Source organism: Methanosarcina sp. (genome assembly GCF_035390745.1).
Classification (GTDB): Archaea; Halobacteriota; Methanosarcinia; order Methanosarcinales; family Methanosarcinaceae; genus Methanosarcina.
This window is the reverse complement of record NZ_DAOOUJ010000001.1, coordinates 155,219-178,025: the sequence shown is the minus strand read 5'-3', so window position 1 is coordinate 178,025 and position 22,807 is coordinate 155,219. Positions and strand designations below refer to the sequence as shown.

21 protein-coding genes and 1 tRNA gene are annotated in these 22,807 nt (G+C 42.7%); 8 read left to right on the top strand and 14 right to left on the bottom strand.

All coding sequences use genetic code 11. The features are described 5' to 3' along the window. Positions 1-22 precede the first annotated feature (22 nt). From PLL47_RS00795 to PLL47_RS00775, 5 genes are all read right to left on the bottom strand, one after another. Positions 23-283 (bottom strand): hypothetical protein, encoded by a 261-nt coding sequence (locus PLL47_RS00795; protein ID WP_324443680.1) that lies wholly within the window; start codon positions 281-283, stop codon positions 23-25. Between the two features lie 305 nt (positions 284-588). Next, positions 589-2,313 (bottom strand): radical SAM protein, encoded by a 1,725-nt coding sequence (locus tag PLL47_RS00790; RefSeq protein ID WP_324443678.1) that lies wholly within the window; start codon positions 2,311-2,313, stop codon positions 589-591. 152 nt (positions 2,314-2,465) lie between these two features. Continuing rightward, a tRNA-His gene (locus tag PLL47_RS00785) sits at positions 2,466-2,538 on the bottom strand. A gap of 174 nt (positions 2,539-2,712) precedes the next feature. Continuing rightward, positions 2,713-3,495, bottom strand: a complete 783-nt coding sequence (locus PLL47_RS00780) for a sulfide-dependent adenosine diphosphate thiazole synthase (protein WP_324443676.1) — start codon at positions 3,493-3,495, stop codon at positions 2,713-2,715. A 310-nt stretch (positions 3,496-3,805) separates the two neighbouring features. Further along, positions 3,806-4,240 carry a hypothetical protein gene (locus tag PLL47_RS00775; protein ID WP_324443674.1) on the bottom strand — a complete coding sequence of 145 codons (435 nt, stop codon included), beginning with the start codon at positions 4,238-4,240 and terminating at the stop codon, positions 3,806-3,808. A gap of 132 nt (positions 4,241-4,372) precedes the next feature. On the opposite strand from PLL47_RS00775, the gene PLL47_RS00770 reads away from it, so the two are divergent. Then, positions 4,373-4,684, top strand: a complete 312-nt coding sequence (locus PLL47_RS00770; protein WP_324443672.1) for a DUF5316 domain-containing protein — start codon at positions 4,373-4,375, stop codon at positions 4,682-4,684. A 227-nt stretch (positions 4,685-4,911) separates the two neighbouring features. On the opposite strand, the gene PLL47_RS00765 is transcribed toward PLL47_RS00770, so the two are convergent. After that, positions 4,912-5,625 carry an META domain-containing protein gene (locus PLL47_RS00765; protein WP_324443670.1) on the bottom strand — a complete coding sequence of 238 codons (714 nt, stop codon included), beginning with the start codon at positions 5,623-5,625 and terminating at the stop codon, positions 4,912-4,914. A gap of 660 nt (positions 5,626-6,285) precedes the next feature. Here PLL47_RS00765 and PLL47_RS00760 point away from each other — a divergent pair. From PLL47_RS00760 to PLL47_RS00750, 3 genes are read left to right on the top strand one after another with little or no spacing between them, the layout of a single operon-like run. Further along, a complete protein-coding gene (locus PLL47_RS00760) occupies positions 6,286-6,450 on the top strand; it encodes a hypothetical protein (RefSeq protein ID WP_324443668.1) in 165 nt (54 codons plus the stop codon). Then, positions 6,447-7,007 (top strand): toll/interleukin-1 receptor domain-containing protein, encoded by a 561-nt coding sequence (locus PLL47_RS00755; protein ID WP_324443666.1) that lies wholly within the window; start codon positions 6,447-6,449, stop codon positions 7,005-7,007. The genes PLL47_RS00760 and PLL47_RS00755 overlap by 4 nt, the downstream gene beginning before the upstream one ends. A gap of 32 nt (positions 7,008-7,039) precedes the next feature. After that, the gene (locus PLL47_RS00750; protein ID WP_324443664.1) at positions 7,040-7,396 is read left to right on the top strand and encodes a hypothetical protein; all 357 of its coding nucleotides are present in this window, start codon (positions 7,040-7,042) and stop codon (positions 7,394-7,396) included. A 218-nt stretch (positions 7,397-7,614) separates the two neighbouring features. On the opposite strand, the gene PLL47_RS00745 is transcribed toward PLL47_RS00750, so the two are convergent. Then, the gene (locus PLL47_RS00745) at positions 7,615-7,803 is read right to left on the bottom strand and encodes a DUF2795 domain-containing protein (protein WP_324443662.1); all 189 of its coding nucleotides are present in this window, start codon (positions 7,801-7,803) and stop codon (positions 7,615-7,617) included. A gap of 540 nt (positions 7,804-8,343) precedes the next feature. Between PLL47_RS00745 and PLL47_RS00740 the strand changes: the two genes are divergently transcribed. After that, on the top strand, positions 8,344-9,390 hold the full coding sequence (locus PLL47_RS00740; protein WP_324443660.1) for a calcium/sodium antiporter: 1,047 nt from the start codon (positions 8,344-8,346) through the stop codon (positions 9,388-9,390). Between the two features lie 462 nt (positions 9,391-9,852). Here PLL47_RS00740 and alaXM read toward each other — a convergent pair whose 3' ends face one another. The 3 genes from alaXM to PLL47_RS00725 form a co-directional block, all read right to left on the bottom strand. Next, entirely contained in the window at positions 9,853-10,590 is a 738-nt protein-coding gene (gene alaXM, locus PLL47_RS00735) for an alanyl-tRNA editing protein AlaXM (protein ID WP_324443658.1), read from the bottom strand. A 235-nt stretch (positions 10,591-10,825) separates the two neighbouring features. Beyond that, the gene (locus PLL47_RS00730; RefSeq protein WP_324443655.1) at positions 10,826-14,383 is read right to left on the bottom strand and encodes a PGF-pre-PGF domain-containing protein; all 3,558 of its coding nucleotides are present in this window, start codon (positions 14,381-14,383) and stop codon (positions 10,826-10,828) included. Positions 14,384-14,870: 487 nt separating this feature from the next. Then, the gene (locus PLL47_RS00725; protein ID WP_324443653.1) at positions 14,871-16,148 is read right to left on the bottom strand and encodes a cell surface protein; all 1,278 of its coding nucleotides are present in this window, start codon (positions 16,146-16,148) and stop codon (positions 14,871-14,873) included. Between the two features lie 353 nt (positions 16,149-16,501). On the opposite strand from PLL47_RS00725, the gene PLL47_RS00720 reads away from it, so the two are divergent. Next, positions 16,502-17,389, top strand: coding sequence for a mechanosensitive ion channel family protein (locus tag PLL47_RS00720; RefSeq protein WP_324443651.1), 888 nt, complete (start codon positions 16,502-16,504; stop codon positions 17,387-17,389). A gap of 111 nt (positions 17,390-17,500) precedes the next feature. Here the strand turns inward: PLL47_RS00720 and PLL47_RS00715 are convergent, their stop codons facing one another. Continuing rightward, positions 17,501-17,863 (bottom strand): Mth938-like domain-containing protein, encoded by a 363-nt coding sequence (locus tag PLL47_RS00715; RefSeq protein ID WP_324443649.1) that lies wholly within the window; start codon positions 17,861-17,863, stop codon positions 17,501-17,503. Positions 17,864-18,068: 205 nt separating this feature from the next. On the opposite strand from PLL47_RS00715, the gene PLL47_RS00710 reads away from it, so the two are divergent. Continuing rightward, the gene (locus tag PLL47_RS00710; RefSeq protein ID WP_324443647.1) at positions 18,069-18,794 is read left to right on the top strand and encodes an AIM24 family protein; all 726 of its coding nucleotides are present in this window, start codon (positions 18,069-18,071) and stop codon (positions 18,792-18,794) included. A gap of 76 nt (positions 18,795-18,870) precedes the next feature. Here the strand turns inward: PLL47_RS00710 and PLL47_RS00705 are convergent, their stop codons facing one another. From PLL47_RS00705 to PLL47_RS00695, 3 genes are all read right to left on the bottom strand, one after another. Then, positions 18,871-19,683, bottom strand: a complete 813-nt coding sequence (locus tag PLL47_RS00705; protein WP_324443646.1) for a DUF166 domain-containing protein — start codon at positions 19,681-19,683, stop codon at positions 18,871-18,873. Between the two features lie 427 nt (positions 19,684-20,110). Next, entirely contained in the window at positions 20,111-20,497 is a 387-nt protein-coding gene (locus tag PLL47_RS00700) for a 4Fe-4S binding protein (protein ID WP_324443644.1), read from the bottom strand. Positions 20,498-20,499: 2 nt separating this feature from the next. Then, on the bottom strand, positions 20,500-22,002 hold the full coding sequence (locus tag PLL47_RS00695; protein WP_324443642.1) for an L-aspartate semialdehyde sulfurtransferase: 1,503 nt from the start codon (positions 22,000-22,002) through the stop codon (positions 20,500-20,502). A gap of 329 nt (positions 22,003-22,331) precedes the next feature. Here PLL47_RS00695 and PLL47_RS00690 point away from each other — a divergent pair, with 329 nt between their 5' ends. Then, positions 22,332-22,787: an FAD synthase family protein gene (locus PLL47_RS00690; RefSeq protein WP_324443640.1), complete on the top strand. Its 456-nt coding sequence runs from the start codon at positions 22,332-22,334 to the stop codon at positions 22,785-22,787. Positions 22,788-22,807: the final 20 nt, after the last annotated feature.

The following is a 22,807-nucleotide window of genomic DNA, read 5'->3' as shown; positions in this document are numbered from 1 at the left end:
ACTTTCTGTTTGCAGAAATAACTTATATTTTTTCAAATTGTTCTTCTTTACAGCCTTCCGGATTCTTAATTTCATTATAATCTGCCCCTTCAGGCAGATCTTTTCCGTCTGGAAGAAAGGGAGTGAAAAGGATAACCGAACAGAGGAGCAAAAATGTCCCGAGCATTCTGGACTGCTCTTCAAAGTTAGCATAAAAAATTAAAATGCCAAGCATGACCCACAAAATAAAACTCAACTGAAGAGCAAGCTTCACTCTATATAAATATTCAGTATTTTCACTCAAGAAAATTCCCCACAAATATCCCATTTAGAATGATTTGGGATTGAATAAATAGCTATTTATTTGAAAGATTCTGACATTTTAGATGAAGAAACTGAAGATGTTATCCGCCAGAGATGAATATCCTGAAAAAATTCAAGTTTATGGTAAAGATGTAAAAATACTTCAGATATACAAAGCCAGGAACTGGTAAAATCAGGAAAAAAAGGAAAAAGTATTAAATCAAATTTGGAGTCCCGGATTTGGAGTCACAAATCAAAACCCGAATTTAAAGCATTGGATTTAAAGCATTATTCTTCTTTGGAGCATTAAATCTCGATAAAACCTATTACCTTTTCTCCCTCGCTTACCCTTCTAAGAAAATCATCTTTATCTGTATAGGGGACTCCTGTAACTATAGAGGCAGCTGCTTTTTTGCCGACTCCCGGAAGTTCCCGTATAAGAGCGGGGGAAGCTGTATTGATATGCAGGGGATAAGGAATTCCGGTAATAGAACGCATGCCGTACCCTGTGACAGTAATGTCTGTGAATTTTCGCAGTGGCAGGAGAGAAGGTATCCCTGCAAGCAGAGGATAAGAGCCGATCTGCCTTCCAAAAGTGATTTCTTTGTCGTGCAGCTCGCACATCACATCTCTGAGCACTGTTCCTTCCGGCACGACCCGCCTGAGCATTGGAAGGTCAATATTCTTTCGGACCTGTTCTTTATAGTCCAGGAAGAGTTTCTTATGCTTTTTTGCAGCTTCGTCTCTGCCATACATTGGAGTTCCGGGAAAAGCCATAACCTGCCGGATATTAATCCTTCTGAGAAGCAGCCCTGAATCAAGAACCTTTTGCAGAAAATCATAGTTCAACTGAAAAGTCTTTTTTGTTTCACCCATAAGCCCGTGAACAAAATTAATGCCCGGAAGAATTTCAGGAAGCCCGTTTGCCCCACGTGCGGCTCCGAGCCTGTTTACCAGCGTGACAGCCTCAAAAACCTCTTCAGAGGTTGCCTTGAGTGAGTTTGCTGCAACTACTTTAGGGTCAGCAGTCTCCATGCCAAAAGCTGCTACATCTCCCGGGGTGTGATATTTAACAATCGTCTTCAGAATCCGCTCTGATTCTTCAGGGTATGTTGCAAGCGTTATGGGGTTTGCATTGTCCATGTGAAGCACGGAAAGTTCAGGTGCGGAGTTCCGTATTCCGCGGTAAAGCCTTTCAAGAACCTCAGGCACAGGCTTTGGAACAGGCCCTCCTGCATCGGTTCCGTGATAGGAGAAAAGGTCGGGCTGCCGCCCTATTCTGAAATAGCGGACTCCATGAGAATAGAGTGCAGAGACTTCGGAGACAACATCTTCTACAGGCCTGTAGTCCGAAGCCCCGTAAAATGGCTCTGTGCAGAAAGAACAGTGAACCTGCCTGCCGCAGCCCCTGTAGGTTTCAAGTTCGCACATGCAGTAAGGGTAGTCCGGGTGCTGCCTTATCAAAAAAGCCCCTTTTCTTCCCCAGCCCCCTATCTCGGCTGTTGTCCTGAAACGGTGATCAACTGATTCCGGGGATTTCAACCTGACAGGAAAGCTTCCAAGGTTTCCTTCCCCTCCGATCCCGTCCACAAAAAGGTCGTAAACAAAAGCCTCGATATCCATTTTTGCAAGTACGGCATCTCCGAGGTTTATCCCGCTTTCAGTCCCTTTAGCAGCCCTTCCGCCTTCGTTGCTGAAACCGAGCCTTATAGGACCGCCTATGACCTTTACCCCATGAGCAACCCGGAAGATAGTTTCGATCTCTCCGGGCGTGATAGGGGATGCCCGTAAATATTTTCCAGGCACGGTCATGCCGGCAATAACAATCAGCAGGTCTGCTTTGCTTATAAGCTCGCCGGCTCCGGGAGGATTTTCCCTCAGGGCGTCAATAGTCAGGTAATGGATGTCCTTTTCGGAAAGCCCGCGCTCTCTTAGAGCTCCTGCTATGTACCTGGGATAAGGGGAAAGGTATGGAGGAACCCCAAGGCATGCGGGTTCGTCCACGTAGCCGTCTATAATAAGTGCTTTCATATCAGTTTCTCTTTTCCATTTGCTTGAGGGTCGAAAGTGGAATATGGATTGTAGATTAAGTGAAATTATCTGTAAAATAGTCTTCAAGATTAAAACAATGCTGCAAAAATCATAAAGCAAAATAAGCGAAAAATAATAGAAAAATAATTTAGGGCCGGGACCGAGAATCGAACTCGGGTCGTAGCCTCCACAGGGCCACAGGATGGACCTCTACCCTACCCCGGCCACAGGGTCTGGTACTTCAGGTTTGAAGCAAGCTATAGAAGGAGTTTTTTTATATAAAGTTTTTGCCGGAAAAAGAAGGAGACCTTTTTAAGAGGAGGGAAATTTTCTGTTTTCCGCCACTAAAAAGCACCAGAAAACAGGAAAAATCCGGTTCTGGACAGGTTCAGGCACGGATCAGAGTCCTTTGAGCCTGGAAAGAGCAAGTTTCGCAGCTTTTTCTCCAGAAAGGAGCATGCCTCCAAAAACAGGACCCATTCTAGGGGCGCGGGTTGCGGCATTTGCAGCCATTCCTGCAACAATCAGGCCGGGATAGATTTCCTGAGTTGCATCCACAGCCAGGCGCTCGCCGACCTCAGACCACATTGGTTTTTCTCCAAGCATGCCGAGTTCTCCTATCCTTGCATTCGGGATTTTCCGGAGAATCGTGTTGCAGACAACAGCATCGTGTCCTGTCCCGTCGATCACGAGTTTTGTGCGGATCATGAGAGGATCTACATGCAGGCGCTGAGTTGTAACCGGCCCCCAGTTGATGACTATGCCGGTAACCCTGTCATTCTCCCGGATCATGACGTCTTCAAAGCTCACAAGGTTAAAGACCTCAGCCCCTGCCGAAGTTGCCCCTGCGATCAGTTTTCCAACGGATTCCACAGAGTTTGCCACGTAATACCCGGACTCATATTCCTTATACCTGATCCCGAAGTCGTCAAGGACATGGCAGGCCTCTTCCTGCACAACTATACGCGGAAACATCATGCCTCCAGCCCACATGCCGCCCCCTAGAGAAAGCTTTTGCTCATAAATGGCGACCTTTGCCCCGGCTTCAGCCAGATACTTTGCAGCCACAAGGTTTGCAGGTCCCCCTCCTACGAGTGCCACGTCGATATCCGTGTAGTCAAGGAAGGTTTTTGAGTACTCTTCAAAAATTGCCCGTGTGATTATGACTTCGTCGAGTTCCATTTTAATCTCTCATAAAGCTTCTACGGTTGAAAGTCCGGTTAAAATCCCGACTTTTCAGAACTAGATCAGGAATTGTTAACCCTTGATCATAAGTATTTAAATTCACATTTTGATACAGGGCATTGCTTTTAAAGTTGTTGGAATCAGACGTGGAAGGAAAAAATTGGAAAAAGATCTAAGAAGTTATGTAAAGTTTGCAAAACGAATTAGGGAGAATAATTTCCATGATAAGAAGCAAAGAAAAATAAGTCTTTAATATTTTTGAACATAAAGTCAGTTGAATAAGTAATTCTCAGAAAATTGTGGATAACTAATTTTTTCTGTTTTTTATTATTAACTCATTTGCCTTATTTACAAAATTCAGAATTTCATCTTTTGAATCTGCATTTGTGAAAAAAAGAAGTGATATTTCAGTTTTAGTTAAAGAAGCAGAATCATTTACTAAACCCCCCCGCCTGGAGATTAGTTTCTTGTATCCGTCCTTTGTTAGAAATATTCTCACACTCCTATCATTAGATAGGTCAAAATTCGCAACAACGTTAAGTATTTCATCGAAGTTTAACTTTGAATATAATTCACCTCTAAGATTTTTATTCCCAAAAATCATATTAAAAATCGACATTTTTGATTTGTATATAGTGATTCCACTCTCGTGTAGAGAGATAATTCCAATTTTGATATTATCACGAGTTGTCCAGTATATCCTGTCATATTCATTTATATTGTATTGACCTGTTTCTCTCATAAACTAGAAATGTACTTAAGAATACATAAAACTTTGTAAATATCATCACAATGATATAATAATTAATGCCTCCTCTGCCACCAATAAACTATTATATACACATCTTGAAATAAATGAGAAGGAGAAAAAAAGATGAAGAACTTACTGTTTATCAATGCAGTAATTTTTGTTATTGCTGCTGTTGCAGCATTCCTGAAAGGAGATATTGCGTTCATTATAAATATAACAGGCTTTGCTGGTTTGATTTTCATTGTTACAGCGGGAATTTTGACAGGCTCTTTTGTGAGTGGAGACAGGGTAAGGGCAAATTATAATGCTGAAGATAAAGAACGCAGGGAGAAAAATAGATTGTCAAAAAATTTCTTTTTTATCGGGCTCATCAATATTGCTATATCAGTATTTGCTTACGAACTCACAAAGCAGGGATTCTCTTTGATACATTGAAAAATCTCAATCTCTTAAAAAAATAGAATAATAACCCTGAAACCTGAGAAATGACTCATATATTCCCTGTGAGACAAAAATTTCCCTCAACCTCACCAGGGGAATAAACGAATTCGTTTTTTCAAATCACTCTGGCTTCTTCGGCGACTTTATGCAAGCATCCAAAAAGTAATAAAAGAGACTCTAAAATACTCGAGCCTCTGTCTGCCAGATTCAAAAACAGATCTTTACTGTTCAGCCTCTCCCCCGTTGACAAAGAACATTTTGTCAGCTTCATTTCCGGGGTAAAGGACAAGCTGTCCATCTTCAAGGGCTACTGCTTCTACAGTGGGTAAAAGCGACATATATTCACCATCCATTGACTCGGGACCGCAATCAACAAGAGTGGAGACGGGCAGATCAATGATAAGGCGGTTTCCATCAAGGGTATAAGTCCCGCTGCCGCTGTTGCAGTCGGATTTGAAATAATATGTGCCGTCAGCAAAGAAGGAAAGCGTATAATTTTCAGGACTGGAAACTGTTATCGGGTTATCAGGGCTGTCAGAATCCTGGAAGCTGGTCCACTGCCATTCGATATTTGTAATATTGTCAGCAGAAATTGGTTCGAGTTCCTCTATAATGCTGTCTGTGCTTTCTGAGCTTTCCGAGTTATCTGCGCTTCCAGAGCTTACTGAACTTCCAGAAGGTCCGGCAGGAATGGTATCTGCGGATTCAGCAGGAGTGCTCTCTGTGGATTCAGCAGAGGTGTTTTCTGCAGGTTCGACAGAAGTATTTCCTGCAGGCTCAGCAGGAGTGATTTCTGCAGGTTCAACGGAAGTATTATTTGCAGGCTCAGCAGGAGCTTCTTCCTGCTCAGTACATCCGAGCGAGAAGGAGACTGCAGTTATAACTCCTATAGTAAGGAGTAAAACCAGAGTTATAGATGCACTTCTAGTTTTCATCGTATGCCTCATAAATTAATTGCATGGAAAGATGCGTCACTTCGATATAACCTTTGTTTAAACTGCAATTCGATTTGCAGTAATATAAATAACTCTTTCAATTGTTTTTGGAGCTATTGTATAAAACGGATGCTTACCTCAGGTTCCCTTTTCAGTTAAAAGGTTTTTTGAAGAAATTTTTCGGAGGCAAAGAACCGTTGCATCAATGAAGGTTTGAATTTGTAGATAAAGAACTAAGGCGTAAAATTCAGAATTTAAGTTCAGAAACTAAGATTCCTATGCATCTATAATTTACAACACTAACTTTATTGATGAATAAATAAAAATTAACAAATAAAAACCATGAGTGGGATAAGGATGAAGATAAGTGCACGCAATGTCCTTAAAGGCAAGTCAAGAGCATAACACACGGAGCAGTTAACTCGGAGGTCGTTGTCGAAATCCCGGGAGGCACCGAAATTACGTCGATCATCACAAAAAGTCTGAAAATCCGGGTTTGAAAGAAGGGCATGAGATCTAGGAGTAATTAAGGCCTCAAGCGTCATGTTAGCCTCTGACTGAACCGGATGTATTTGGGACTGCAAATACAGGGGGTTTGACAGGAAAGTCATGTTATTTATAGAGGAAAAATTATATTATTGAGATAGAGGGGGAATTATTTTGCCAGAAGAAGAAAGAGAACCATCTTTTCAGCCTGAACCTATACCATATCCTGAACCGCAGCCAGTTCCTTCACCCGAACCGATACCCGAACCTGAACCAGAAACTGAGCCTGAGCATACGCCCGGAAAAAAAGATAATACAGGTCAAATACAGCAGGCATGATCACAAAGGTTTACATTTCTCATTGCGAACAGGACGAACTGCTCGCCCAGGAACTGGCAAGGGCTTTATGGGCAGTGGAAATAGAGAGCTTTTCATCTCTGTACAGGAAGGCTCGTATTCTTTCTCTTGCTGAAAGAATACGATTTGGAATCCGCCAGTCAGACTGCGTTATCCCGATTATCACACAGGACGGAGTACTATCCCCGGAAGTAAATCAGGAGATCGGGCTGGCTGCAGGTGCTGACCAGTTAATTATTCCGCTGGTAGAGTCAGGGATTGAGCTACCTGTCCTCATACGCCATCTTCAGCCGATTAATTTTTACCCTGAAGCCTATGAGGACGCTCTGGGAAAACTTATACGGAACATGAGGCAGCTTACAAAACTGGACTGGCTGAAAATAAAGTGCCCTTATTGCGGAGAGGAGATGACGCAGTATATCTCTCCGGAAGAAGATGTGGAGAGGGCTCTTCTTGCAGGGAAACACCTCGAGACCATCTGCAGTTACTGCCAGAGGAATATTTACCTTGATCCCAGAACCTTCAGACCCACGCCCTGATAAGCCATGACACAGGAAAGAGAGGTGAATTCATGGAAGAAGAAGGCGAATTCATGAAAGAAAGAGCCAGAGATAAACATGAAGAACCGATGGTAGTCAAGTCCAGATCAGGGGAAGCTTCTGTCAGCGAGACTGAAGTAAAAGGTATAGAAGATCTTACTCCTGTAGAAAAAAAACACCTGCTATTGCAGCTTTTGAGGGACAGAGTAAAAGACAGTTCTGCCGGTCCCTGGGAAATTGTTGATATCCGCAGGGAGGAATGGAGAGCAGTTAAAGATGCACTGGTTGAACCTGTAGAAATTGACGTCAGGGACACCGGAAGAGATGAGCTGTACAGGGTATGGTTTGATATAACAAAACTGGAAAGGGAACTCGAGTCAATAACTTGAAGAAAAAGGACTGAAACCAATAAGCTGAGCAGATCTGAGTACTTATGCTGGAGTACAGGAACCGATAGTAGGAGTATAACCGTTTTATTCCTGTTTGCCCTTTTCCAGGGCTTCAATGAGCAAATAATACAGGAAAAGCTGGAAAATACGAGAAAAACCGAAAAATAACGCTAAAAAACGGAAATTTTTTTAAAAAAATGGTTTTAATCCTGGCAGAATTACTTGCCTGAGAACTCCCTGCTGACATCTGTAGCATTGTTGTATTCATGATCGGGAAGCTCCTCAAGAACTTCCATTACTTCCTTACCGGCTTTATGCTTCTTAGCATGCTCAATAAGATCTTTCTTCTTTGCAGGATAATCCATACCCTTTAAAGCCTTCTGAACTTCAATAGGACTGGTTTGCATAATTTCCCCCCATTATAGTTTATTGATCTCGAACCCTCGAACGCTCCTGGACCTTTACCTGATTTGCTGTTTTGAATTCTTCTGCAAATTCAGTGTTTAGTTCGGTTGCCTTCGCTCCATTCAGTATTATGCGATAAATAATATAAAAAATAATTCAACTAAAACGTTTGTTAGAAGATGATAATTTTGCTTCAGAAGTTCTTTTTATTATTGATATGCTGGGCTGGCAGTAAAGAAAAAGCTGGGGAGATAACGAGCAGCCCCAATTCGAGTTTTAGCTCTCTATAGAGAGATTGGAATAAAGCCTGATGCATATAAGTACCTTCAAAAAGGCTGTTGAACTGGAAAAAGCACTTTATCATGAAACAGCTTTACAACTTATGAAGAAAACTTTCTTTGAGGCCCCCATATTTCAATTTTCGGGATAAACAGAGGTATTAATTTTCCTTTTAACTGAAAACCTTTAATAAGAGTTCTGCAAATTAAAGTCCAGATCCGCAAGAAGAATAAACACAAAAAAAATAGATAAGACGTTATTATATGGTCATAACAAATTTTCTCACCCTTTTACTTGGCCTTGTTTTCCTGGTCAAGGGGTCAGACTATTTCGTGAAGTCTGCCTCAGCGATTGCAGAGAAGCTTGGAGTTTCAGAATTTGTTATAGGGCTGACCCTTGTGGCAGTAGGGACATCAATTCCGGAACTTGCTTCGTCGATAGTAGCTTCTATTCAGCATGCAAGTGGTATAGTAGTAGGAAACGTTGTAGGCTCAAACATTGTAAACATAGGTTTGATTGTCGGGCTTGCTGCATTTCTGTCTCCGATGAAAACCGAAGTTGAGATGCTCAAAAGAGATGGCTATATAATGCTCTTTGCAGCTGTGCTTTTCTTTGTTTTTGCATTCAACGGGGAATTGTCGAAAATAGAATCAGGCATATTTATACTGCTGTACATTGCTTACTCGTTTTTCTTGTTTGAAGAAGCAGAAAAATATGAGGGAAAACTCCATTTCAAAGAGTTTATAATTTACTTTTTCAAATTCCAGTATATAAACAGTGCAAAGCAAAAAATCAATGGTATAAGCAGCGGTGTAAATCCTACTAACGGAGATTCAGGTAACAAAACGAATCAAAAAGAGGGTTTTTCAAAAGATATCCTTACCCTTGTGTTAAGCTGTGCAGCGATTATAATAGGTGCAGAATATTTTGTTGATGAATCAATCTTTTTTGCAGAACTTATAGGAATATCGGATACCATCATAGGTACAACTCTTGTTGCAGTAGGGACTTCTCTTCCGGAGCTTGCAGTAACTGTATCCGCAGCAAAGCAGGGTTACGGAAATATTGCCCTTGGTAATATAATAGGTTCAAACATCACAAACGTACTTATGATCCTGGGGGTTTCCGGGCTTCTCTTCCCAATAGCCGTTGCAAAGATAAGCCTCTTCTTTTCAACTCCTGTCATGATACTCATAAGCGTGATTCTGCTTATCTTTATCAGCACAGACTGGGAAATAAAAAGATGGGAAGGAGTAGCATTGATGGCGTTTTATGCAGCTTTTCTTCTTGTACTCTTCAGGGTTAGCTAAAAAATATGATATAAATCTGAAAGATATTCGGAAAAATATTTGAGTCAATGAAGACTCGTTGAACTCTGGATCTTAGGGGAAACTATTAAAAATTTATTTATATGTTGAAATCCATTCTAGCTATTGCGTACAGGAATTTTATCAACCAATAGACGCAGGAGAACAACATGCCAGAGAAAGCAAGCAAACCACTGATAAAGCCAGATAATTGCGCAAAAGCTGCAACACAAAAACCACCAGAAAATAAACCAAAGAAAGCCGAGAAAAAAGGGAAGTAAAACTTCTGAACCACTGCGAAGGTCACAGACGAATAATGATTATCTTAAGCATATTTTTTGTCTGTGACCTGTCCAGATACCTTTAAAGAGAGAAAACATTTTTAACTGTGTTATCAGAAAAATGAGCACAAAAAACGTTCATTCTCTTTTTTATTACAGGATAGAATCAGATTCCCGTGCAGTCTCAGTCCAGAAGCGTGAAGTACATTCTTCTGTTGCTTTTTCCTTTGTTCTGAAGTTTCTCAATCTTTATTCCCTTTATCTCTCCAGTATTTTTCAGATGTGTCCCGCCACAGGCTTCAATTGTGACACCTTCAATTTCTACGAGGCGGACTTCAGTTATCTCTTCGGAGAAACCTTTGGCAAGCGTTGTAAGCCTTGAGAGTTTTTCTTCAGCTTCCCTGCGGCTGACCAGGTAAAGGTTTACAGGATGGTTTTCGGCTATTACCTTGTTTGCTATCCTTTCGTATTCGGAAAATTTATCCCTGTCAAAAGCTTCAAGGCTGAAATCAACCCTGCTCTGATCAAGCCCGAGCTGGTTTCCTGTAATCTGGGCTCCTGCTTCTTTTTCGATCACATTTGCAATCACATGGGTTGCAGTATGCATGCGCATGTGCCTGTAGCGGCGTTCCCAGTCAATGACCCCCTTTACCTTATCTCCGGCTTTCAGGCTTTCAAATCCGATTTCGCCTGCTGAAGCGATCTCGTGGCTTATGTCCCCATTGAACTTGCCAACATAAACAACCTCAAATTCAGCGCCATCTCTCTCCCGAATCAGCTTTCCGGCATCACTGGGCTGTCCGCCGCTCTCGGGGTAAAAAGCCGTGCGGTCAAGGACAACATACCTGCCATCCGTCACTTTTTCAACGGTTGCTTCGAATTCTTTCAGGTAACAGTCAAGAAAGTAAAGCACTTCTGTCATTGTCAAACTTCTCCAATCAAGAACCTATTACAAATTCACATTTAAAGTCGGCATTCAAAACTGCCGGCAGATCTTAAAGTTACGAAAAATCAAAACATAATACTGCACAGGAATCAAAAATATACTATCAGGTAACTTGATGCTCCTTTAAAAGAGTTTCCAAATAATACTTTCACATTTCCGAAAACCATTTTTCAATTCACAACTTAATTAGATTACTATTTTTCGGATCTGCTCACCACTTCCTTTTAATCCACACTGCGACCGTAAGTAAAAGGATAATACACATTCCAACACTGAGGGACGGAACATTCCTGTTATCTTCGCTGTTCTCTTCTGTCGAATTGCTTTCATTTTCGCGAGTAATCCAGATTTCCGGAGCCCCGTCCGGAACTGTTGCAGGCGAGACATTCTGCACATCTGTATGAGAAGAAAACTCCAGAGGCTCACCCTGCTTCTGGCCTGCAACTGAAAAAGATTCGAAGCCCGGAGTTTCGGATTCAAAATAGAAGAATAACTCATCTTCCCCGGTGATCTGGGAAGGAAGTTCTGTCCAGTTTGAGTCCAGGTACCTGTAAAGAGAAACTGAAGCAGGGTCAATTCCATTTTTGGAAATCCAGTCTTTTTCGACCCTGAAGCTGACTGTCAGGTTCCGAATATTTTCCGGGAATACAAAACCGCTACTGCCAGCCCAGATATTGAAATGCCTGTAAACATCGCCTTCCGGCAGGCTTGAAACCAGAACTGACCGATTCTTCAGCATTTCCACGCTGACTGTAACTTTTCCAGCGTTTTTCCTCGCATCGAATTCTACGGCTGTTACAGGTGTTGCATTCCCGGGAAAATCAAACCGGATATGGTTTCCGCTGCTGACAAAACTCTGTGCCAGCTCTCTGCTTTCAATATTACTTGAGGGCTCAGGAGAACTGGCAATTCCACCGCTTCCTCCGCTTCCTCCGCTCCCATCCCCAGAACTTATTTCATTACCTTCTTCTGAACTGCTGCCCCTGACCACATTATCTTCGCTGATGTTTTCAGATGTATCCGTTTTTTCTTCTGCGGGGTAGACAGCCCAGTTCCAGCTATTTTGCAGGGTTGAAGAGCCGTTTGCTGCAATAACTGTCAGGTTGTATTCAGTCCTGAGAGGAGGATTATTGCTGCCTTCTGTAATGCTGCCTGTCAATTCTCCGGTATTAATCGAAAGAACCGCAGAAGAAGCAGACTCGTTTGTCTGCAACAGAATTCCATTTATCAGCCAGCTGAAAGTGCAGTTTCTCGTGGACCGGACACTGAATTCCAGAGAATCCCCTTCATACGAGACCGTACCAGGAGCAGGAATTATACTCCCGATTTCAAACCCTGTGGAGTATGACGCCAATCTGGAAATAAGTGGAAATGAATCACTGCCATAAGGAATGTCTCCTATCCCACTGCCGTCGGTGTCCTGCCCCCGATAGTCCGAGTAAAAATTTCCAAACCGGCTTTCGTAGACCCCGCCGTTATAGAGATAGCTTACGTCTTCAGCCGTGTTCCAGATATTTGAAAGCCCTTCTTCGCCTGAGTTTTGACTGGAACTTTCATTGACATTTATACCGTTATCAAATTCATTTTCAAGGACAGTGTTCAGGAAAGAATCCATTAACCTGAGCCCTTCCATATTATTTGAGATATTATTCCCTGCAAGAGTGTTATTGAACGATTCTTCAAGAAAGACTCCCTGACCGCAGCCTGATACTTTGTTATTCGTAAGCTTACATTTACCTGCACTTTCGAGATAAATACCAGCTCTGGAAGAGCCTTTAATGCTGAACCCGCTGATGTTTGCAGAACTGGCAGTAATATGAAAAACAGGTTCCTCTGTGTTTTCAGCTTCGAGGATAGTGTCCTCTGGCTTTCCGGAAACAGAACTTAAGTTAAGGGACCAGGGAACATCCACATTTTCCCTGTATGTTCCCGGATATACAAGAATGGAATCTCCGGGTCTGCTCTCGTTTACCGCCTCGGAGATTGAAGAAAAATCCCCGCTCCCGTCAGTCTTCACAGTCAGAATAGAAGGAGCTCCTGATGCCTGTTCATACATCCTGGAAGCATTCACAAGCCCGTATCCGAAAGTGGTATCATATCCGGGATCTCCGAGGTCTGTTGAAGAAGTATAGAGCAGCCTCCTGATATCCATAGCCGACTTTTCCGGAAAAGCGCTCCAGACAAGGGCTGCAATAGCTGCAACATGCGGAGAAGAGGCGCTCGTACCGTAAAACTGCTCCGAAACGCCGTCCTTACCTGTAACACTCACACCGTCAAGCCCCGAAATGTCAGCTTTCGTACGAACTTCCGGAGAAGGATAGAAAATCGTAGACGGACCGACAGAAGAGAAGTACTCAAGCTCATAGTCTCCGGAGTCGCCGGCTCTTACTGCCCCTACAGCTACTGCTTCAGGCAGGGCAGGATGCCCGAAAATAGAATCTTCGGCAACGATATTTTCAGGATTAACGGTTACTCCAGGCCAGTAATAGATATAGAGCTCGAGTTCTTTTGTTTCCCCTGAGGTCTTTTTAACCTCGATAGAAGCGTTAAGGGTGCTGTTTCCTTCATTGCTGTACATTATATATTCGAGGGGCAGATTATCTCCGTCCTGGTAGACTTCACTGGACGCCATGGTCTCTGAAGTATCCCGGTTTTTGAGGAAAAGGTCATAATTATTTCCCGACTGTTCCCATCTGTCATTCCACTGGAGAAACACCCACACCTCTCCCGAGGGCTGGATCTCAAGCTGCAGATTCTTTACCTCTCCCTTCCCGCTGCTGAAATCATGCCAGCCGCTCCCGTTGTCGTGGAAAAGACCCTGGTAATGGCTGTCGCCAGAGTTTCCTGCAGAACTTACGTAAAGGAGGTCGTGCTTTTTTATGACCTCTTTCACATGGTCTGCCACTATCCCGTCTTCAAAGAAAGGCTCGGAAAGCCAGCCTATGTCATCGCAGATGACAGTGCACCCTTCATTAACAAGGGCATCGACCGCTTTATTGAACTCGAGCCTGCTGGAACCGCAGTCGTGGAAATACAGTTCCGCCCCGGGAGCTATGTCCTGAACGATTTCAAGCATAGAAGTACCTTCATTCCCGCCGATCTTGTTGCTCAGGATATGCACATCATAAGAAACATCACCCGTAGCCTGTGCGTCCTCAAGGCTGTCCACGCCGTCAGATATTATTCCGATTTTTACTCCTGTCCCGTTCACGCCATTAGACTCCCTTAGGCTGGAAGACTTAAGAATGAAGTCTCCCTCCGAAACCGTGCTTCCCTGCCTGACAAAAGGAGGGAGGACCGTCTGGATATTTCTCACTTCAGTAAGAGAAGCCACGGACTCAAGGGATTCAAGCGGGATCCATGCCACAGCGATATGGTTTTCTTCATCCCTTTCCACAAGCTCACAGTATCCTTCAAGTATGCTGCTGTTTGCAGAAGGCTCCAGATAAATGTACACATAAACCATTTCAGCCGAAGAAAAAGAGGACTTGCTGGCATTCTCCCCTGAACCGGCAGGGCTTTCAGAGTATTCTGCTGAACTGGCTACCCTTCCAGAAACGGGATCTGTTTGGCTTAACTGCCCCAGCTTTACCATACGGGCTTTCAGAGTCTCTGAGGACTCTTCTCCTGAAAGGCATCGTTCGTCACAGAGCTGCAGCAGGTCCCCTGAAAGCTTTTTCTGAGCAGAATTTAAAGGCTCCCCGGAAGAAAAGGCGGCTTGACCACTCTCTTCTGTCAGAGAAATACTGCTGTTTACACTGCTGTTCACGCTCTCATTTTGAGCAAGAATGAATTCAGCCGCAGAAGCCGTCTGTATATCTAAAAAACAGGAAACTGTGGCTCCTGATAGAAAAACAGAAACCAGACATAAATTAACAAATAAACGCAACAATATTCTATCCATAGTGACCAGCGCATCAGCTTTTTTAAATTTTCCTAAAAGCTTCCAGCGGTTACACAAAATAAGGTAACAGATAATGATCTGAAAAGCTTTCAGTACCCCGCAAAATTAAGTTCCCAGAATAAATTAAAGAGCTGATGAATTATAAATTCATAAGATAGAAAAATAAGATAAACTGTTAAGAGTGAATGATAAGACAGCTGTTATGCGAACGGTCTTTCATGCAAAGGAAAAGTAGAATACAGGGGAAAAGCAGGGAGAAAAACAGAGAGTAATAACAACTCAGGCTTTCCTGACTGGAAGCTGCTTACAGCTCCATCAGGTGCGCATGTTCAGGGATTTCAGTGCAGGAATTTCAGGACAGAAATCGGATTTTTACGCTGCTGTTAATTGAGGCAACGCTTGCCTGAAGTTTTTCTTCTCTGGTTTTGAGGTCTTCATTTAAGGCAGCCAGTTTCTTTTCGGAACTTTCGATTTCTTCTTCAAGCAGGCGGGCTCTTGCGAGAAGTTCTGCTTCCTTATGCTCAAGTCCGGAAAGTTCTCCGGTATCCGATCTCGCGAGCTCGGATTTTTTGGCTTCAAAGGCTTTCCTGGATTCAAGATATTCTTTTTTCTTCTCTTCAAAACCTGAGGCTGCGGACCTTACCTGTGCAAGAGCTTTTTCTTTCTTCTGTGCCTGTATATCAAGAGCAGGGTCTTCGAAAACTTTCTGGAGCTCCAGGAAAAAGGAAGGATCAAGGTTAGCAGGGGCTTCAAGGCAGATGTCAAGCTGCTTTTTTACCTCAGGCTTTAAGGTGTATTTGCCGCTTTCATGGAGTTTCTTTATTCTGGAGAGATTGCCTGAAAAAGGCAGAATAAGGGAATTCAAACCTGTTTCAGCTTTTTTAAGCCTGTCTCCTGCCAGAGTAAATTCTTCCTGAAGTCTCTGCAGTTTTTGCCAGGCTTCTCCCTGTTTGAACTCTTCGAGAGCTTTACCGGTTCTGGACGCTTCGTCTTTTAATGCCAGAATCTTCTGATTTTTAGATTTGAGTTCACTGTCTTCAGCTTTTATTAAGGCAGAAAATTCCCTGACCTCTTCTATGCTTCTGGAAGCTGCTTCAATAGATTCCATTTCATGCCTATGGTTCAGGATTGTTTCCCTGAGCTGATTAAGAACATATCCAAGCCTTCCAAGGCTGTCAGTAACTTCTTTTGACTCCTGAGGAAAGACTGGTCTTGTGTACCGGAAGCTCCGGTTCATATGTTCAAGACAGGTGTTCAGGTTCTGCATGGCTGCTTCATGAAACCCTTTGAGAGCCCTGAAATCCATATTTGCCGGAGTTCCGAGCTTATCTACAAATACCCCAACCTGTTTTGTCACATTTTCGCGGTTGCTCTTCGCCCGCTTTACAGCTCTTATATCAAAATTCCCTTCAACTTTTGCATCCAGAAGCCTGTTATTGCTTTCCTTGAGCTCGGAAATCGCAGCTTCAAGCTCCTTAAAAAGTCCTGAGACATCCTTTTCTATTTCAGAAGATATTTTTTGAGAACTTTCATCCAGCCATGCAGGCAGTTCGTCAAAACTGATTTCGCTGGAAATACTCTTTTCGTGTGAGCTTTCTGGCTTTCCGAAGAGCTTTTTAATCCATTTCAATTTGGGCCTTCCCTGAGTTTGATAAGATAGATACTGAAAACAATGGATTTACAGGCTTATAACTTTATGAGATTTAGAGTTCAGTAAGGTTTAATACAGGAAAATAATAAATAATTTAAGGAAGTCGAGCGTCTGGTAAAAGCTGGTCATTTAATGCAATTATTCAGGGCATATTTCTTTATTCCCTGTATATGTTAAAGTTTACCTGTATATGTTAAAGTTTACTCTACATTCCTGTTCCTTATTATGTTCCTGATTAAGAAGGAGATACACTGGGCAGGAGAATAGAAAATCTTCCTGATTTGTCTTTATCCGGGAAAAAGAACTCGAAAACGAAAATAGGAGATAAAAAATTGGGTGGCGAAATAAGCAGTGAAATATTAGAAAAGGTAATTCCTTATACCGATATATCGGTGTCCAGACTGATTTTTGCAACAGCAGTACTGATTGCAGGGTTAATTTTAGCAAAACTTCTTATACGTATTCTCAGGAAAGGAATCGAGAAAACAAAATTACCTGACCTCACCACAAAGTTTCTTACAAATTTCCTGAGCGTCTTTCTGTATGTCGTAGTTTTCCTGATCTTTTTGAAGTGCCTCGGTTTTGATGTAGACAGTTACGTGGTAGGGCTTTCTGCAGTGATAGGTCTGGTCCTGGGTCTTGGAATGCAGGATACCTTTACAAACATAGCATCTGGTGTGTGGGTTGCTGCGGTAAGACCAATTGACATGGGAGAAACAGTCACTTTAAACGGACAGACGGGAAAAGTAAAATCAGTAGGAATTATGTCAACAGAACTCCTGACTCCTGACAACCAGTTAATAACAATCCCAAACAAGCTTGTCTGGGGAAGTTCAATTGTCAATATGACCCGCATGCCTACAAGAAGGGTTTCCGTGGACGTTGGTATTAGCTATTCTTCAGATGTCGAACAGGCTATCAAAATAGCTCTTGACCTTATGAAGAGTCACCCTCTTGTGCTTCAGGATCCTCAGCCTTCAGTAGTTACTACCGAACTTGCCAGTTCTTCCGTAAATCTTCAGCTCAGAGCCTGGGCAAAGACTGGAGACCTTATGGCTGTAAAAAATAACCTTACCGCCGGAATCTTTGAGGCTTACAGGAGAGAAGGAATTGAAATTCCCTTCCCGCAGATGGATATACATATAAAGGAAACAAAGGAAAAGAAAAAGGAAATAATGGAAATTCAAGCCGAAAGCCCTCTATTAGCAGCATTTGATTAAAAAATCTGAGATGCCCTGGAAAAGAAACAGCCGGACAAAAACAAATGGAAAATATAGCTGGACAAAAAAGGAAAAAATAAGCTATTGAATTAATCGCAGGGTGGATCTTTTTCAGCAGGTTATATGAAACATTGCAGAAACCCTGCCTTCGATTTCATTCCAGCGCTCAATTGCCCAGGGAGTGGGAAAAAGTTCTATCCCACACCTTTTTCCCCTGAAGAAGTCTTCAGCTTCCTCGGAAAGTTCCACAAAACCTGTCTGTCCGGTCCCTATGATTATTTTTTCTGTCCCTTCCTCGTAAACATGTTCCGCTTCTTCAAGAGAGATTTTGTGGGAAGTCCCGTACTTTTCTTTTGAGAGCATTTTCTCCCGTTTTTCTACCCTTCCGTCAAGCCGGATAAGGATATCGTAATCAAAAGTCTCTCCTTCTACAGTGATTGAACCAAAACTTGTGGAGTCGATCTTTGGTTTCATGGTTTACCTCTTGAAACTAAAACTGAAAAGCGAGATCTGATATTACTTCAATTGTTTTGCATGCATTATATAAATAACAGGAAGTTTGCCCGGAATTAACAGATGGTTACTATTCAAAGAACTGCAGGAATACTTATTTATATTTATTTAAATATATTAAACATTAAAACAGTGTAAAAAAATAAACTATACCCAGAGGTAAAAAATGGGCAGCTATTTGTTAGAAGATTTTATCAGAAGCAATGGAGAAAGAGCCCCTGGGCAGGGAGTTTTTGAACTGGAAAAAGAACACCTGCTGGGAGTAAATCTCAGAGGTGTGGTATGGACCAAAATGGGCTCCATGGCGGCATACACGGGGAACATAAGGTTTACACGAGAAGGAACTCTCGAACACGGGCTTGGAAAGATGGTAAAGATATCCATGGGAGGAGAAGGAGTCAACCTTATAAAAGCAGAAGGAGTGGGAAAACTTTACCTTGCAGACAAAGGAAAGAAAGTCTCAGTTCTGAAACTTGAAAAAGACTCCATCTGCGTAAATTTCAATGATATACTTGCCATCGAAGACTCTATCAGCTGGGACATAAGAATGATGAGAAAGTTTTCCGGGGTAACGGAAAATGACATTTACAACGTAAAACTTGAAGGAACAGGCATAGTTGCTATCACTACCAACCATGAGCCTCTTACCTTCAGAGTAACAAGAGAGCGCCCGATCTTCACAGACCCCAATACCACAGTTGCCTGGACAGGAAGTCTGGAGCCGGAAGTAAAAAGTGACCTCTCACTGAAAACTAGCGTTGGAAGAAGCACAGGAGAATCTGTCCAGATGGTTTTCAGAGGAGAAGGATTCGTAATAGTACAGCCCTATGAAGAAATTAATTCCCAGACGCAGACAAGAAAAGGAGTTTCAACCGTAAACGTTTATACTTAACCCGGCAAGTACGTTTTTTGTCAGGTAAAAGAAAGAAAGGCACGGAAAAAAATTGTGCCTTCGTTATTTACTCTTTTTAAGTTTCAAAAGTCAGAGCCTGAGCTTCATCTCTGCAGGTTACCGAAAACTTTTCCTTCTCCTTTTTTGCACATTCCATTCCGTCTTCCACAGCCTCTCTGATAATATATCCGGCTTTGTGCAGGATGGTATCTCCTATCTGCGGGTCTTTATCCATGCTTCCCGTACAGGGGTAAGAATGGTGAGCACCTGAGATGGTTTCCTTATAACCGGAGACATCGGTCCAGCCGAGTTTCTTTGCGACAAACCAGGTTGAGCCGCATGGGGCATCCCTTAGTACGCCTGCTCCTATGAACATTTTTCCATCAGGGCTCATCTCGATCCTGAGCACCGGCTTTCCGAAGCCCATGTCCACAAAAGCGTCTATAATTGGCTTTCCGGTCTTTTCAAGGGCACAGAAAGGTTTTGGAGCCTCGAATTCTACACCTGTGGCTTCGAGTTCTTTTCTGAGCTGTTCAAGGACACCAGCAGGAGTTTTCTTTGAGTCCTCAGAAGGCGCGATTACAGCCTTTGCGCCAGTTTTCTGCACAACTTCGGGAATGGCTGAATAGAGGTCGGCATGGATGCCTATAGCAAGGATCAGGTCACACTCCGGAAGGTTTGGAGGCATATACTGGGAGGGCTCTTCGATAAATGTCGGCAGGTCGTCAGGAAACTCATGGATTCCCACTATCAGGTTTGCATAAGATTTCCTTGCCTGGCGGCAGTGGTTGCAGAGCTCACCGCACGACACGCAGAAATTTGATGAGTTTACCAGATTCTGGATAACTTTTCTTCCCAGTTCACCTGTATAAAGTACGAGGATTTTCATTTTTATATTCCCCCTTTTCAAGGATTTCAAAGCCACTTTACAAATTAAATTTGTAGTAAAGATTCCCTCACCTGTTTAATCTCCAACAATGAAAAAATACAGAGAAAAATCTGTTTTTGCGGAGGTCGCTGATAAGCTTTTAAAACACAGTACTGCCAGGAAGGGTTCTGGACCTGAGACACCTCTGGCAGAGATGGCTTTTGTCGGTTAGCATCTTACTATACATTATAATTATTTGTTTCAATCTATAAATAATGAGAGTTTCAAAACAGAAATCGGTATCCACTCAGATACTCAATTTGTACGCCAGAACAGGAATAGAAAGCTGAAAAAAGGGAGAAAAGCGAAAACAAGGGAATAAAGAGAAAAATTAAATGAAGGAAAAAACAGGGAGAGAAAAAAGGAGAAAAAATAAGGTTCAGTTTCTTCATTCTCCCAGCTTTAAAGCTCCGTGCGGGCACATCTTGATACACATACCGCACTGGATGCATTTCTTTTCATCTACGCAGAGGCTCCAGTTCTCATCAAAGGAGTAAACATTCATAGGGCAGACTGAGATACAGGCCCCACATTCAACACACTCTTCCTCGTCCCTGTGAATGGGACGGTCCAGAATTGCAACTATTGCACCTCTTGACTCGAGAGCATTTTTAATCCTATCAAATCTGGAGTCCATTACGTCTGCAATCAGTTCTCCGTAAGTCGAGTCAATGTTTGCGACCATAATATTAAGCAGGATTCCTGTTTCGATAATAGAGTCGGAGATAATGGGGTTATGTATCCTTTCTGTGGGGATGCAGATCTTTATTTTCATGCTCAGTACCTCCTTGCAAGGAGCTTGCTTATATTGTCGCTTGTGATAATTCCAAGTACTCTTCTCTGGGAGTCAATTACCGGCATTGCCGAAACGCCGTAGCGGTCAAGCCTGCGTGCTGCAAGGTCCACAGGTTCGTTAGGGGCACAGGTAAGGACTTTTTTAGTCATAACACTTTCCACAGAATCGAAATTACTTTGCGCAACGGCTTTTGAAATGTCCCAGGCGGTGAGGATTCCCACAAGTTCACCTGTATCCGAAACTACTGCAAGGTGGTTGAAAGAATTCTCCCAGATCTTCTTGGCAGCGTCCTGAACAGTCTGGTTCTTTTTAATTGTGACAATGAAATCGGACATGACGTCTTTTACAAGAGGTACTGCCTGAGTCTGTTTCATGGGTTTTGCCGAACCTTCACTGCAAAGCTTCTCCACAGGCATGCTGACAAAGAATTTCCCGTGCTTTACCCAGTCTTTAAGTTCATTTGCAATTTTTCTTGCGTTCTTGAAGCTTGACAGGGAAGAGGTTGGAACATCCTTTCCTTCAATCTGCACAGAACCTGACTTGAGTTCGGCATAGTTTACCTTCCTGATCACAGGCTTATCCCTGCTGCCCACAGCATAATCAAGTACACTGGTAGTTATATCCTCGTCACGCACTGCAGTTGCAGCTGCCAGCTTTTCATTCAGAATAGGGATAGGTATACCGATTCCCATGTAAAGAGTTGTCCCGTAACCTGTAAAAGAAGCAGCTCTTAAATAATCAGGGCTCATCTCCTTCAGGTTTCCTTTAACCATAAGAGTTCCAAACCCGCTCGAAGGAGAATGCTGGGTCCCGTTTCCTATAACATAACCCTGTGCACCTCCAAGGAAAATCCTTGTACCTGTCCCTATAGTTTCATAACTGGGGTCGTTTGATAGGGGGGAAAGCACTCCTGCGCCGGAGTAAGTGACGTTTCCGAAGTTGGGCAGAAGCTCGCCCATATAAGTATTGAGTATCCTTTTAGAACTGTTTGTTGCAGCGTTGTATTTCTGGTATGCATTCCTGGGGTTCAGAAGAACAGCTTCATTCAGGTCGTCAAGGGTGATTGTCGTATCAAGTACTTTCCTTGGATAGCAGTCCGTTCCGTAAGAAGTTGCGTGCACATTAATTTCTTTTCCCCTTAACAGGTCTTCAATAACATGTGCCCCGCCGTATTGAATCCCGCGCGTGTTTGAGATCTGCGCAGCTCCTAGGTAAGCATCAACCGCAGCAAGCCCGCTATATGCCTCCACATTATTGAACCAGACTCTCTGAATCTTAATAGGGGGTTCCGAATGACCCAGATTGAGCATTAAACCTGAAGAGCACATTGCTCCGAAAGTGCCTGTAGTTACCACATCTACTTCCTTTGCAGCACCTTCCACGCCAAGGTTTTCAACAATTCCGACCATTTCCTCGGCTGTGACTACATTGACACTCCCATCTTCAATTTTTTTATTAATCTCATGAATCGATTTTTTAACCATACGGGTTTCCTCTTGCTATAAACTTATCTAGATGGTAATTTTTGCCAGAATTATATATTACTTGTGATAATCCCTGGGGTAACAGCCAGCTCTATGAAGACTCAAAAATTCCGGCTTTACATTATCTGGCTTCAAACTGCTGATCTCGGGTTTCCATTTCAATAATTATTAGTCATATTTGCGAGTCATATATATTACTTGTGATAATCAGAAGCTCGTTAACATAAATGCCACTTATGAAATACTCAGTGACTGTTTACACGATTTACAGGCTGCATAAATAGAATTTTCAGGGCTAAGAAAATAAGGCTATTTTCAGTAAGTTTCTTATGCTTGCAGGATATTACCCGAGACAAGGTGATTTATTGACACGTGTACTAGCTACCGGAACTTTTGATATTCTCCATCCGGGACATGTTTATTTCCTGACCCAGGCGAGGGCTCTTGGAGACGAGCTCTTCGTCATTGTTGCCAGGGATTCAAATGTGATCCATAAGCCAAAGCCAGTAATTCCTGAGGAACAGAGGCTTGAGATGGTAGGTGCACTCGGAGCGGTAGACAAAGCCATTCTTGGCAGTGAAAAAGACATGTTTGAACCCCTGAAAGAGATAAGACCGGACATTATTGCTCTGGGCTATGACCAGCGTTTTGACATAGAGGTTCTGGAAAAAGAACTTATTAAGAGAGGGCTTCCTGCAAAAGTAGTCAGGATCCCGCTTTCAAAAAAATGCCCGCTTTGCAGTACAGGTACAATTATAAAAGAAGTCCTTAAACGGTACGGGTAAATTTACCCCTACCGTCATAT

Coding starts and splice junctions, on each gene's coding strand:
- PLL47_RS00775 (WP_324443674.1), bottom strand. CDS start 4,240: ATGAGAGAAACAGGTCAATACAATATAAATGAATATGACAGGATATAC.
- alaXM (WP_324443658.1), bottom strand. CDS start 10,590: ATGACAGAAGTGCTTTACTTTCTTGACTGTTACCTGAAAGAATTCGAA.
- PLL47_RS00755 (WP_324443666.1), top strand. CDS start 6,447: ATGATCACAAAGGTTTACATTTCTCATTGCGAACAGGACGAACTGCTC.
- PLL47_RS00780 (WP_324443676.1), bottom strand. CDS start 3,495: ATGGAACTCGACGAAGTCATAATCACACGGGCAATTTTTGAAGAGTAC.
- PLL47_RS00715 (WP_324443649.1), bottom strand. CDS start 17,863: ATGAAACCAAAGATCGACTCCACAAGTTTTGGTTCAATCACTGTAGAA.
- PLL47_RS00710 (WP_324443647.1), top strand. CDS start 18,069: ATGGGCAGCTATTTGTTAGAAGATTTTATCAGAAGCAATGGAGAAAGA.
- PLL47_RS00690 (WP_324443640.1), top strand. CDS start 22,332: ATGCTTGCAGGATATTACCCGAGACAAGGTGATTTATTGACACGTGTA.
- PLL47_RS00740 (WP_324443660.1), top strand. CDS start 8,344: ATGGTCATAACAAATTTTCTCACCCTTTTACTTGGCCTTGTTTTCCTG.
- PLL47_RS00705 (WP_324443646.1), bottom strand. CDS start 19,683: ATGAAAATCCTCGTACTTTATACAGGTGAACTGGGAAGAAAAGTTATC.
- PLL47_RS00695 (WP_324443642.1), bottom strand. CDS start 22,002: ATGGTTAAAAAATCGATTCATGAGATTAATAAAAAAATTGAAGATGGG.
- PLL47_RS00750 (WP_324443664.1), top strand. CDS start 7,040: ATGGAAGAAGAAGGCGAATTCATGAAAGAAAGAGCCAGAGATAAACAT.
- PLL47_RS00745 (WP_324443662.1), bottom strand. CDS start 7,803: ATGCAAACCAGTCCTATTGAAGTTCAGAAGGCTTTAAAGGGTATGGAT.
- PLL47_RS00765 (WP_324443670.1), bottom strand. CDS start 5,625: ATGAAAACTAGAAGTGCATCTATAACTCTGGTTTTACTCCTTACTATA.
- PLL47_RS00790 (WP_324443678.1), bottom strand. CDS start 2,313: ATGAAAGCACTTATTATAGACGGCTACGTGGACGAACCCGCATGCCTT.
- PLL47_RS00700 (WP_324443644.1), bottom strand. CDS start 20,497: ATGAAAATAAAGATCTGCATCCCCACAGAAAGGATACATAACCCCATT.
- PLL47_RS00770 (WP_324443672.1), top strand. CDS start 4,373: ATGAAGAACTTACTGTTTATCAATGCAGTAATTTTTGTTATTGCTGCT.